Raw genomic sequence first — 12,310 nt, forward strand, 5'->3', positions numbered from 1 at the left:
GCTGAGCGAGTAGTTTTGTTGATTTTTTTGGCTTTGTATATACGTCATAGCAATTACGAGTCGAAGTACTTAGGCCGACTCGGCCTTCTTTTCGTAAACGACGACCGGACCCTGCTTCTTCTGAATGACCTCTTCGTTGATTACGACTTCCTTGATATTGGACTGGGAAGGGATGTCATACATGATGTCCAACATGATGCTTTCGAGAATAGCGCGAAGGCCCCGGGCGCCGGATTTTCTTTTAATCGCCTCTTTGGCAACCGCGGCGAGTGCCTCCTCGGTGAATTTGAGTTTGACTCTCTCAAATTCAAAAAGACGCTGATACTGCTTGACCAGCGCATTCTTCGGCTTTGTGAGGATCTCGATCAACGATTTCTGATCAAGCTCCGACAGCGTGGCAATAACAGGGAGCCGCCCAATGAACTCCGGAATCAACCCGAACCTGAGCAGGTCTTCCGTCTGGACCATTTCCAGATATTCGGAAAGGCTTTTTTCCGATTTTGCCTTTACATCGGCTCCAAAGCCCATGTTCTTTGAGCCCGACCGACGACCGATGATATCTTCCAGTCCGACAAAAGCCCCGCCGCAGATAAAAAGGATATTTGTTGTGTCGATCGGGATGAACTCCTGCTGTGGGTGTTTCCGTCCCCCCTTCGGAGGGACGTTGGCGACGGTTCCCTCAATGATCTTGAGCAACGCCTGCTGGACCCCTTCTCCGGAGACATCACGCGTAATAGAAGGGCTGTCTGACTTGCGGGAGATTTTATCGATCTCGTCGATATAAACAATCCCTCTCTCACACCGGGCCTTGTCATAATCAGCGGCCTGAAGGAGATTCAGGATAATGTTCTCGACATCCTCACCGACATAACCAGCCTCGGTTAAGGTGGTTGCATCCGCAATGGTGAAAGGGACATTGAGAATACGTGCCAGCGTTTGGGCCAAGAGGGTCTTTCCTGAACCTGTAGGGCCAACAAGAAGGATGTTGGACTTTTGCAGTTCCACCTCGGATGAGGCGGATCGGCTCTCGATCCTTTTGTAATGGTTATGGACCGCGACAGAGAGGATTTTTTTCGCCCTTTCCTGGCCGATGACATACTCATCCAGAACCTTCTTGATGTCGGCCGGTTTTGGAACCTGCGAACGGGAGGTGAGTTGTGTGGAGCGGGCATTCTCCTCGGCAATGATGTCGTTGCAGAGGTCGATACATTCATCACAGATGTAAACGGTCGGCCCGGCAATGAGCTTGCGGACCTCCTTCTGGGACTTTCCACAGAAAGAGCAGCAGAGATTCATCGGGTCATCTATGAAATTACGCGCCATGCCCCCTACACTTTCTGTGCCTTTTGCACGACCTCCATTTTACGCTCTTTTTCCCGCGACGTCACTACCTGATCAACAATCCCGTAATCTTTCGCCTCCTGCCCGGTCATATAATAGTCTCTTTCAGTATCTTGCTGAATTTTTTTGATACCCTGCTTGGTATGTTTTGAGAGAATGTTGTTTAACTCTTCGCGCAGTCTCAGAATTTCGCGTGCCTGAATATCGATATCGGTGGCCTGCCCTTGAATCCCTCCGAGTGGCTGGTGAATCAGGATGCGCGAGTGGGGAAGAGCAAATCTTTTCCCGACGGCGCCTGCGGCAAGCAGGACGGCAGCCATGGAGGCGGCCTGCCCCATACAGATTGTTGAGACATCACAGCGGACGTACTGAATCGTGTCATAAATGGCGAGACCTGAGGTAACCGATCCACCCGGGGAGTTGATATAAACATGAACATCCTTCTCCGGATCTTCCGATTCAAGAAACAGGAGCTGGGCGATCGCAAGATTGGCGACGTCATCATTGATAGGAGAACCGATGAAGATGATCCTGTCCTTCAGGAGCCGGGAGTAGATATCATAGGCCCTCTCTCCCCGAGTGCTTTGTTCAATAACCATCGGGATGAGTTGAAGAGTGGGCGGCACAATGGGGTCGCTCATAGGTAGATGAAGCTTAAAGCCTGAGCCTTAAGTTTCGTTCTTGATTTTAGCTTTGGAGAGGACAAAAGCAAGGGTTTTTTCCTCTCGAAGACCCGATTCGACGGCTGGCAGGAGGTTTTTTGATCGATAATATTGATCCAGTTTTTCAAACTCTTGCTGGTTGTGCAGGGCGATCTCTTTGATTCTCTGTGTCACTTCTTCCGAGGTGACTGTGATATTTTCTTTTTTTGAAATCGCTTCCAGGAAGAGACTCCCCATCACCCTTTTCCTCGCCTCTTCACGGCTGTGGGCGGCAAACTCCTCCCACTTGATACCGGCCTGTTCGGGCGAGACCCCTTGCGCCTGCAGTGTGCTGGTCAGGTGACGGAACATTGCCTCGAGTTCAACATCAATCATCCCATTGGGAATCGAACAGGGGTTTTTTTCTGCCAGTTGGTCCACAACTTGAGCTGTTAGCGCATTCTGTTCATGACGCTCCCGCTCTATGACGATCTGTTCACGGACCTTGAGCTTCACCTCTTCCAGGGTTGTAAAGTTGCCAAGGTCTTTTGCAAACTCGTCATTCAGTTCGGGGAGCTTCTTCTCCTTAATATCCTTAAGGGCGACCTTGTAGGTTACCTTTTGCCCCGCAATCTTTTTGTCATGCCAGTCGGCGTTGTAGTGAATATCGATCTCCCTCGTTTGGCCTGAAAACATACCCAGGATTCCTTTTTCAAAATCCGGAAGAAGGGCCCCACGACCCAGTTCGGCCGAGTAATCCTTAACAGAACCGTTTGGGAGCGGTTTCCCCCCTTGGGTCGCCTCGTAGTCAAAAAGAATGACATCTCCTGACTGGGCGGGCCGTTCAATAAGCAATGGGGAGAGTTGAGCCGCCCTTTCCTGAAGATGCTTTAAGCCCTGATGGACCTCATCGTCTGTCGGGTCGGTCTTTTTCTTTGTAAGCTTGAGGTCGGTGTAGTCCTTGATGTCGATTGTCGGTCTGATCTCGACAACCGCCTCGTAAATGAATTCGTCCCCTTCCTTGAGCTGGCGGATTGTTATTTCCGGGTAGGAAACAGGGGTAACACCGCTTTCTTCAACGGCGTGGGGATAGGAATCATTGACCAACTGCTTGGCGGCCTCGGATTCGATCTCCTGCCGGTAATTCTGTTTCAGGACCTCTCGTGGGACCTTGCCAGGGCGAAAACCTTTCAGATTGGCGGATCCTCCAACCTTCTGGCAGGCCTTCTCCCAAGCCTGCTTGAACTCATCCGCCGTGAGTGTGACATCGATCTTTCGCGTGATGTCGGTAACCTCGTGGACCTGAACCTTCATGCGAGGCAGGCTACAAGAGCTCTTGCCAAGAGTCAAAGTATTTGACAGGACGGGGGAGGATCACTATTTTGCCAACGATTCGATTCGGGCCGTTAGCTCAGTTGGCAGAGCAGCTGGCTCTTAACCAGCGGGTCACAGGTTCGAGCCCTGTACGGCCCACAAATTATCGCCGGGGGCCGTGGCGGCTTATCGCCGCCGCTCTCCAGGACTCATTGGTGTAATGTAAACTTTTCCCCTTTGGTTTTTTACCCTTGGCCGGTCACTTAAGTGACCGGCCAAAAATTTAAAAATTTCCATGGCCCCCGTTACTCCTCAAATCATCACAAAGGTCTATGACCTTCTCCTCTATCTGATTCCACAAGTGTCAAAATTCCCACGATCCCAACGGTACCTGGCAGGGGAGCGCCTGGGAAATATCAGTCTGGATGTCCTGGAGATGCTTTTGGAAGCGGTCTATTCCCGGGAAAAAACCATTCTCTTGGAGAGAGCCAATGTCAAACTGGAAACGGCCCGCTACTACGTCCGGCTCTGCAAGGATTTGAAATTAATGAATCTCCATAGCTATGAAATCATTTCAAAAATGATCAATGAAGTCGGCGTTCAATTGGGTGGTTGGCTTAAACAGCAAAGATCGCGATCATGAGGCGGCACAGGAATCTCTATCCTGGGATCATTTCATTTCAGAATCTTCTTCTTGCCTCCAGGCTGGCCCAGCGTGGGAAACGTTTTAAGGATTCTGCTGCCCGATTTAATTTCCATCTTGAGCGAGAGTTGTGGCGGCTGCATCATGAGTTGGCAGAGAAACGATACAAACCGGGGAAGTATCACCACTTCCGGATTTATGAACCGAAGGAGCGCCTGATCAGCGCCGCCCCTTACCGAGACCGCGTGGTTCACCATGCCATTCACAATATTCTGGAACCGATTTTCGAGCCGCTTTTCATTTATGATTCTTATGCAACGAGAAAAGGGAAAGGAGCCCATGCGGCCATCGATCGCTTTCAAGAGTTTGCCCACAAGTCACGGTATGTCTTAAAATGCGACGTTCAAAAATACTTTCCGAGTGTTGATCGGGATATCCTGCTGGGACTCATTGAACGAAAGGTAGCTTGCGCGGATACGATCTGGCTGATCAAAAGAATTTTGGATTCCTCTCAAGAGATGGTAAAGGCGGAGCGCACTTTGCATCCATCCTTCCGACAGGTATCCCCATCGGCAATCTAACATCCCAGTTCTTTGCCAACATTTATCTCAACGGCCTCGATCATTTTATTAAGGAGCGACTTAAATGCCGATATTATCTCCGTTACATGGATGACTTCGTCATTTTTCACGATGACAAGAATTTTCTGTGGCAGGCAAAGGTGGAGGTTCAAAAATATCTTCGGGCGCTGAGACTTACTATTCATGAAAACAAATGCCGTATTTTTAATACGAGGAACGGTATCCCCTTTTTGGGACTGGTCATTTCTCGGGATCGGAGACGGATCAGGAGATCCAACCTCCTGCGGTTTAAAAAACGATTGAGAAGGTTCCAGATTTTTTACGGCAAGGGAACAATCGAATGGAGACATCTACATCAATCCATCCAGTCTTGGATCGGCCATGCAAGGCATGCGGATACGAGGCAACTGAGAGGATTGATTTTCTCCGAAGTTGTGTTTAGGAAAGGCTCATAAAGGGGGATTGATCAAAGGTGATGCGCGGCGGTTCCTGGAACAATCAAGATCCAGAGAACTTGCGAGCGGCTTATCGCAACAACAACCACCCGGACAACCGGAACGACAATGTCGGGTTCCGCGTCGCCGCCGCTCTCCAGCACTCCCTGCTGTGGAGTCACAAGCTTCAGGCCAGAATCCTGATCTTTACGGAGTTCAGGAGTGCGCTTGAGGGAGTCCAGATCAATCACCCTGGTTCTGCTAGCAATAGCGAACCGAAGAGCGAAGTGCCCCGCCTGTCATTCGTAGCCCCGTAAGGGATGAGCGTGATGGGCGGGCTTTTTACTGAACGTCGTCGGCGATTTTTGAGTTTTTCAAGCAGTGCGGTCGTGGAAAGAACTTTTACAAAATTCTGATCCCTCAATTCTGCATCATTCGACCATAACGGGATTCCAAGGTGCAGGGCACACGCGAGGTACGGGGCGTCTTCTTGATGAGGGGCTATTTCCAGTGCCTTACTCATGAATGAATCATAATCGTTCTTGTCTACGACGTGAATGCCGCTTGTCAGGGTTGAGAAGAGTTGGTCGAAATCAGGAATCGCTTTGATACGATTGGCAAGCCGATTCCGAAGAACCTTCTGGGCCTCCCTGAAAAGATCTGCAGGTGCGTACAATTCCAGTCTTTCGTCTAACAGGAGGTGTCTTGATGTAGCAACTTTCAGAAAGGCGGAGATAAAAATGTTGGCATCGACGACCAGCCGGATCGGATCATCGGACATGCTTTTTCCAGACCCTTTCCTTTACCTCTTTGGTCGCTTCCTGGGCCTCTTTTTCGGTCAGGCCCTCTGTAGCCAGGATATGATCCATTTTTTCCAAAAGTTTCGCTTTTTGAATGATCGCTTGCCGGGCGACTTCCGACCAATTGATCTCAGGAAACTCACGCATCTTCTCCCTCAATTCTTCGGGGATCGCTAAGGTTAAACTGGCCATAAAAAGATACCTCCTTTTCTTTACGTGCTAAATGTTAGCAAACGTAATTATGTTTATCAACATGATTATTTGTGCGCTGTGGCAGTGGGCAATCTTTGGTTTCTTCTTGTCCGGCGACTCACCAGTGGATATCGAGGTGTGGGCCACCTTGTGCAACTCTACAAGGATTTGAAACTCATGGATTTGCACAAGGCTCAAAGAGGAGTTGCCCTCCTTTGAGAATTCATGCATTGTCTTCCCGTTCTCAATGTTCAGCAAGAGAGAATCAGAGATACACATCTGGCACGTCGTTTCCTGCTTTTTCTCAGGCCATACCTACCAAGAGGTCGGTTTCCGGGAGGGGCACAGGGAGTACGTTTGCGGGCGTTGCGGTCACCCGCTCCTCTTGACGGAATCGCAGGAATCTCCGGGAAAATCTTTTAAAAAAAGGGTCCGTTACCTCTGTAATTTCTTCGGTCACAAGGAGGTCCATAAGGTCTCTTCCCGGAAGGGCATGACCGAGTATGCCTGCCGCTGCGGGCATAGCTTTTTGAAGAAAGAATCCGATTTAAAGGAAGTCAAACACCCGGCGATCTGCTTCTTTGTCGGGCATTATATCCGGTTTGTCGAAGAGAGATTCGCAAAAAACGAGTACCTCTGCCGCAACTGCGGGCACACGTTTTTGTTTTCCTAGGAAATTATTGTCTCATTTGCCACTTCGGCTTCGCCAGCTTCTTATCTGCCTTCTTTACCGCCTCGATCTTTTGTTTCTAAGGAAGCTTGATCGGACCACCAGCTTGGACCGGGAGACAGAAAATCCCCATAAGCAAGCCCAGGAGTAAGGTTGATCTTTTCATGGCCGGCAAACACCGTAACTTCCGGCGCGGACAATCGACCGGATCTCTGATTGACTCAAGGCACGATTGAAAATCATTGGTTCGTCAATACTGCCTTCATTGAATGCTCGCTGCCCACTCAGGGCGAGTGCGCTGTTAGCCTCCTCTTGCACGAGGCGAGGTGGCATTTCAAAGACGCTGGCCCCGGCAAGGGTTCCATTGATATAAAATTCACTACGTTGAGAACTCATCACCCCGGCAATATGGACCCATTCATCAATGGGGAGCCGATACCGGTATGGAGGTCCCGCACCCAGCGACCTTCCACTCTCTGTTTCTGAGCTGACACCCGTTGATCCCATCCTGTAACTGTTTCCACGTGCAAGAACGGAACCGGTGCCAAATTCGCCGGCACGGACCCAAGCCATCAGAGTGTATTCATTTTCAAAATTCAGGGTGTCACTCCCTGGTATCCGAGCCATAGGAGCCGGCACACCGGCCGGCTTAAAAATGGCCTTTCCGACAATACCATCTACATAAGTAACCCCCTCTTCAAGAGTCCCTTCATCATGCCCTCCGATGATGTCTTCCAGATTCTCCTCCCCAGGCCACCAGGCAACGAGCCCGCCGGGAGCCTCTATACAGGATGTGGGTGCCGGTGGCGAGGGATTGGGCCGACAGATTCCATCTTTGAAGTTCCGAATCTGGGTCTCGCTCAAGGCTCGGTTCCAGAGAGCCACATCATCAATGAGTCCGGCGAAGCCGGGGACCGATGAAGATCCCATAGTGATGTAATCATCGTTCGGCGCGCGCGTTAGTGATTCAAATGTCTCTGAATTGCTGCGCGATCCATTCAGATAGAGTGTGAGGGTATTCCCCCGTTTGACCCCGGCCAGGTGGGTCCATCGATCGCGCGGTACGGTTCGAGATGTCTCCGGGGCGGGCGCTTCCACAGTCCCAAAAGAGGGTACCACTCCCCGGTTTCCCACACCAAAACTCGGCACGTTCTGCAAAAGCTTTAGGTACCAATCATCATAAGTATAACCTTTCTCCAAGAGATAGACATTGCCCGTTTCATCCAGCCTTTTGACCCATAGCATGAGAGTCAGATCCTCACCTCCAAGATCCAGGGGGGAGTTTAGCCCAGGATCGGCTATAGCAATTAGAGGAATATCATCGTAGGAGTTTTCAATTTGAAAGCTAAACGCCTGTCCATCCCTTCCCGGGGCGTATCCTGCATTCCCAATCAGGAGCCCGTCATGGCCCCCAACGATATCTAAACTATTCCGATCCGCCGGCAACCAGGCAACGAGACTCTCCGGCGGGGCGCAGGGGTTCGTATCTTCCGTTCTCATTGGTCGGGAGCCGGGATCAGAGGCAGAGATCACACGCCCGCGAGTGCACCGATCCCCTCTTCCGTCAGGTAACCCGTTGGTGCGATTTCCTCCGTCATGGAAGACACATCCTGAAAAACTCTCACAAAACCTTTTCCGTATCCCCTCGGCCGCATCGTTTCCATAATTCGGAAAATAAAGACTCACATTCGGGCAGGCATTTGCGGGGGTTTCTGTTCCAACGCACCTATTTTCTCTCGGGTTGTAAGTAATTCTGGAATTATATCGCGATAAATCGCTCTGGTGCGGTGTTCTCAACCGGCAACCGACACTCGCGCAGATTCCATTTTCTATAACATCAAGTTCATAATTGTCTCTGTTGCTCCTCCCCCTGCCTACAAGAAGACTCATGTCGGTACACTCCGGCTTCCGGATAATCATCCTCGTCTGCGATTGATTGTTATTATCCGATGCCCCTCCGCCTGAAGAAACAAGCGGCCCGAAGTTAACTTGCACTTGGCTTCGGGTGCAGGAATCATTAATTCCGCTATTGGCGACCCCGCCCGCATCAGGCCCATTTTGAAAGGTGCAGCTGTTAAATGATTGGCAAACGGTTCTCCTCGCATTCTCGGCCTGGACGCCGGGGAGCCCATAGTTTTGAACCGCCGGGCAGCTGTTGGCGCTGTGTGTTCCCCCGCAATAGAGATCTTGGAAATTATATCGAGTCGCCGAAGGGCAACTGATGTTTCCGGAAATGGCTTCTCGGGTACGATGGTTATACAGGTTGCAACCGACACTCTGACAAATTCTTTGAGCCCTATAGGCCGACCAACACTGCATCTCTGCGGAACTCCCGAAGGGGGGAAATAGCTGAATATCGATGCAGACCGGCGGCAGCACAGGCACTTGGGCAAAAGAGGTGATCGGAAGGGAAAGGAGGATTAATAGCAGGAGCTTTAAAGACAGCCTTTTCATAAAAACTTCGTCCTTTAGTGTTGGAGAAGCGTGCAACCGCCCCCGGCGGCGCGGGGCTGGCGAACTGGCGCTGGTTCGTTGCCAACACCTGGGCTGGATTCCTGCCCTGTTGTAATTGTCTCACGGGTTGGTAGAACTGAGGCAACCTCCGTTGCCGGTGTTTCTTCCGTCACAGCCGCCTGAGGACATTTGCCGCAATCTGACTCACACAGGGTGCAATTTTCAGAACTGCTGCAAACCTCATCACCACATCGGGGCAGGCGGCAGTTATTTCGACAGTCATCCGTATCTTCCCGGTTTCTATCATCACAATCCTCTCCAGGCTCTGTAACTCCATTTCCGCAGGCAATCGTGGCAGGGCATTCGCCGCAATCGGAAGGACAGCTTTGACAATTCTCAAGACTGTTGCACTGTCGATCCCCACAGGGGGGCCAGGTGCAATTCTCACGGCATCCATCGGCCTGATCTGCAGGGGCGGATGGGTCACACGCCTCTCCTGCCTCCCGGATTCCATTGCTACAGACCCCTGTGTTGAGGGCGGCATATTTTAAACTCCCCGGTGCCGTAGAAGAATCATAATAGGCTAAGTGGAGACGGCTCTCCTCATCGCAGAGGAGCGAGCTGTATTGTCCCATTTCACCGTCGTCGGCGGGATCTCCCGTTGTGACAACAAGACGCAGACTCCAGTTCCCTTGAGACGTCCGCACCGCATGGCGCAGTCGCTGTTGACTGTTATCGTAGTAGGCAACATGGAGGGTGTCATCGGTGGAATCGTTTGGCCGATGATCGCAGACGGCCATTGAAACGAAACGGCCGACATCGCCAACACTGCCGGAAGGGAGGGTAAATCCGCGGTCGATTGCTGTTGGCTGAAGAAAGGTTGAGGGAGTTGCGTAAAGGAGGTCGCCGTTCGCCGGATGGTAGAAGACGATGTGAATGGCTCCTCGGGAATCGATAGTGATATCTTTATAGAAAGGACTCGTCGAGGTAACGCTACTCCCCATATCATAGGACGAGGTTGTTCCGGCACGATAAATTGTTCCAGAGGGGTTGAGTGGGCGGTAATTTATTCTCGCGTCTGGTCGCTCAACAGGTCCGGTAACGGTTGTATAGACGGTATGAACGGTGCCGCTCGAATCAATCGACATCGCGAGATAGGGGCTCATCGGGGCGACGGTATCGGAGATCCTCCTTCCTGTCCCATCTGTAGGCGTCCAGCTATCTTCTCCCGATTTCCAGACATGATGGGGTCGTCCATCATCCGTCAGGTTTTGATAGAGGAGGTGGGGGCGGAGAACCGGATTGACTTGTGAATATGGATTGAGTGCCATTACAACATACAACCCACTCCTCTCGATTGGATTCAGCAGTGTGTTTTTTGACCAGGAGTCACTTTTGGAGATATAGTAGAGTCCCGGGAGAGCCCCCCCCATCTCATTGAAAAACGCCTGTGCAAGGTGCAGGGCTCCGGTGGGAGAAGAGACAAGAGAGAGAGAGTCGGCCATCGGCATCCCAGGAGGAGTTGCCCCAAAGGGGGACTCAAAGCTCCAGCGGCCGTCGGCGCCCCTTTGGGCTATCCTGATCGCGTTATTTCCATCCTCATAGGCAATCACGGGGATCCTGCCCGGCAAGAGCGCCAGAGCGGTATAACGCCCAGGTCCTGGGCCTGGCCTCTCTTCCTCCTCCTCGCTTTCTGGTGAGACCGGCATTGCTGTATCAACCGTTTCTACATTCCAGATTTCAGCGGTCGGTTGTGGCGACGCCGGAGGAGGGGCGGCGGAGATTGTTTTTTCGGGGAAAAAGACCCTTGAGGCTGCCAGAGAGGCAACAACGAATAAGTACAGTACAAGCCGTTTATGCAAGGCAACACCAAAAATCGGAGTAGTGAGGCCTTTGTTTTAGGCCGAGGTGGCGGAATTGGCAGACGCGCTGGACTTAGAATCCAGTGGGTAACCGTGGGGGTTCGAGTCCCCCCCTCGGCATCACTTTTCCCCCAAAAATTTTTTGAGCCCCCATGTCAGAAGGGTGATGAATATCAAGCTGGCACCGATGATTGTTTGATGGTCGACATTTTCATCGAGGAAAAAGTAGCCCAAAAATACTCCGATTAAAGGTTGGAGAAAAAGTGAAAGTGCGAGCCGTGAGGCCTCAATCCTCTTGGTGAGCCAAAACCAGATTCCGTAAGAAATGAGAGTCGGGCCTAACACTAAAAATCCGATTGAAAGCCAGCTCCCCATAAAAGGGTAATGCAAGGGAGGAATCTCCAGAACGGTCTTATAATAAATGATCAGATTTGTGATCGCTCCAATCCCCATAATCCATGCAAAGAGTTTAAGCGGGTCATGCCTTTGTGTGAGATAACGGCTGGCCGTCGTGTTGATCGATTCGAAGAGGAGTGCCAGTAGAAAAAGGATGTTTCCAAGAAATCGTTCATGGGTCATCGGGAGCGAAAAGGTTTCCCAGTTCCATCCGGACAGGATGAGGACACCGATGGCGGATAAAATAAAGACAACCACCATCTCCCGGGTCAGTTTCTCTTTAAGACTGATCGTCGCCATGAGCGCTATGATGAATGGTTCTGTGGCGATCAGGATCGAGAGGTCGATCGTCTGGGTCAGTTCAATTCCTTTGAGTTGTAGATAGGGGGAGAGCGAAAAGTTTCCAATTCCAATGAAAAGGATCAGTAACCAGTCCCTTCGCGAAAATTGGGAAGCCCCCTTAAAAGTGCCGAACAGGAGCAAAATGAGTGACGAGAGGCCGTAACGGAGGATCAGGATCAGTCCGATTGGCATGTCGACCAAGGCAATCTGTCGCGCCCCCAGTGAGGCGGCCCAGAAACCTTGGACGATGAACAGCAGAAGGAGAAACATAAAATTACTTGCCTTTTCTGTTAATCTCGATAGGAGCAGGGGCCTAAACTAACGAAAAAGGAGAAAATTATGCCAGCAAAAAACTCAGCCTTCATGAAGCCGCTCCAACCGGATGCGGCACTCGCAGAAGTTGTCGGTTCCAAGGCGTTACCCCGGACCGAGGTAACGAAAAAGCTCTGGGCCTACATTAAAAAGAACAGCCTTCAGGACAAGAAGAACAGACGATTGATCAACGGTGACGCCAAGCTGATCAAAATTTTTGGCGGACGGAAACAGGTCAATATGTTTGAGATGACGAAGCTTGTTGCTTCCCATCTGAAATAGTCTTTCGATTGAACACCCGGCGTTACTCGAATAGAGATGTTAAAAC

12 protein-coding genes, 2 tRNA genes and 1 pseudogene are annotated in these 12,310 nt (G+C 51.0%); 7 read left to right on the forward strand and 8 right to left on the reverse strand.

The window, feature by feature from the left end; genetic code table 11:
* Positions 1-69: 69 nt before the first annotated feature.
* The 3 genes from clpX to tig are packed head-to-tail and all read right to left on the reverse strand — an operon-like array spanning position 70 to position 3,296.
* Positions 70-1,323, reverse strand: a complete 1,254-nt coding sequence (gene clpX, locus HYT77_02410) for an ATP-dependent Clp protease ATP-binding subunit ClpX (protein ID MBI2066851.1) — start codon at positions 1,321-1,323, stop codon at positions 70-72.
* A 5-nt stretch (positions 1,324-1,328) separates the two neighbouring features.
* Positions 1,329-1,982 carry an ATP-dependent Clp endopeptidase proteolytic subunit ClpP gene (clpP, locus tag HYT77_02415; protein ID MBI2066852.1) on the reverse strand — a complete coding sequence of 218 codons (654 nt, stop codon included), beginning with the start codon at positions 1,980-1,982 and terminating at the stop codon, positions 1,329-1,331.
* 27 nt (positions 1,983-2,009) lie between these two features.
* Entirely contained in the window at positions 2,010-3,296 is a 1,287-nt protein-coding gene (gene tig / locus HYT77_02420) for a trigger factor (protein ID MBI2066853.1), read from the reverse strand.
* An 86-nt stretch (positions 3,297-3,382) separates the two neighbouring features.
* Here tig and HYT77_02425 point away from each other — a divergent pair.
* The 4 genes and pseudogenes from HYT77_02425 (at position 3,383) to HYT77_02440 (ending at position 5,271) form a co-directional block, all read left to right on the forward strand.
* Positions 3,383-3,455 (forward strand) — tRNA-Lys (locus tag HYT77_02425).
* 136 nt (positions 3,456-3,591) lie between these two features.
* Positions 3,592-3,939 carry a diversity-generating retroelement protein Avd gene (gene avd / locus HYT77_02430; GenBank protein ID MBI2066854.1) on the forward strand — a complete coding sequence of 116 codons (348 nt, stop codon included), beginning with the start codon at positions 3,592-3,594 and terminating at the stop codon, positions 3,937-3,939.
* Positions 3,936-4,975: pseudogene (locus tag HYT77_02435) on the forward strand (group II intron reverse transcriptase domain-containing protein). Before avd ends, HYT77_02435 begins: the two are co-directional and overlap by 4 nt.
* 20 nt (positions 4,976-4,995) lie before the next feature.
* A complete protein-coding gene (locus tag HYT77_02440) occupies positions 4,996-5,271 on the forward strand; it encodes an SUMF1/EgtB/PvdO family nonheme iron enzyme (GenBank protein MBI2066855.1) in 276 nt (91 codons plus the stop codon).
* On the opposite strand, the gene HYT77_02445 is transcribed toward HYT77_02440, so the two are convergent.
* Positions 5,202-5,735: a hypothetical protein gene (locus HYT77_02445; GenBank protein ID MBI2066856.1), complete on the reverse strand. Its 534-nt coding sequence runs from the start codon at positions 5,733-5,735 to the stop codon at positions 5,202-5,204. The genes HYT77_02440 and HYT77_02445 overlap by 70 nt on opposite strands.
* On the reverse strand, positions 5,725-5,925 hold the full coding sequence (locus tag HYT77_02450; GenBank protein ID MBI2066857.1) for a hypothetical protein: 201 nt from the start codon (positions 5,923-5,925) through the stop codon (positions 5,725-5,727). Before HYT77_02450 ends, HYT77_02445 begins: the two co-directional genes overlap by 11 nt.
* Before the next feature lie 268 nt (positions 5,926-6,193).
* On the opposite strand from HYT77_02450, the gene HYT77_02455 reads away from it, so the two are divergent.
* Entirely contained in the window at positions 6,194-6,619 is a 426-nt protein-coding gene (locus HYT77_02455; protein ID MBI2066858.1) for a hypothetical protein, read from the forward strand.
* 159 nt (positions 6,620-6,778) lie between these two features.
* On the opposite strand, the gene HYT77_02460 is transcribed toward HYT77_02455, so the two are convergent.
* Entirely contained in the window at positions 6,779-9,070 is a 2,292-nt protein-coding gene (locus HYT77_02460; GenBank protein ID MBI2066859.1) for a LamG domain-containing protein, read from the reverse strand.
* Positions 9,071-9,084: 14 nt separating this feature from the next.
* A complete protein-coding gene (locus tag HYT77_02465) occupies positions 9,085-10,932 on the reverse strand; it encodes a hypothetical protein (GenBank protein ID MBI2066860.1) in 1,848 nt (615 codons plus the stop codon).
* A gap of 40 nt (positions 10,933-10,972) precedes the next feature.
* Between HYT77_02465 and HYT77_02470 the strand changes: the two genes are divergently transcribed.
* Positions 10,973-11,052: transfer RNA gene (locus HYT77_02470), tRNA-Leu, on the forward strand.
* Here HYT77_02470 and HYT77_02475 read toward each other — a convergent pair.
* Positions 11,053-11,940, reverse strand: a complete 888-nt coding sequence (locus tag HYT77_02475) for a DMT family transporter (GenBank protein MBI2066861.1) — start codon at positions 11,938-11,940, stop codon at positions 11,053-11,055.
* 69 nt (positions 11,941-12,009) lie between these two features.
* Between HYT77_02475 and HYT77_02480 the strand changes: the two genes are divergently transcribed.
* On the forward strand, positions 12,010-12,264 hold the full coding sequence (locus tag HYT77_02480; protein ID MBI2066862.1) for an SWIB/MDM2 domain-containing protein: 255 nt from the start codon (positions 12,010-12,012) through the stop codon (positions 12,262-12,264).
* Positions 12,265-12,310 lie beyond the last annotated feature (46 nt).

It is taken from the genome of Deltaproteobacteria bacterium, from assembly GCA_016180855.1.
GTDB lineage: Bacteria > UBA10199 > UBA10199 > JACPAL01 > JACPAL01 > JACPAL01.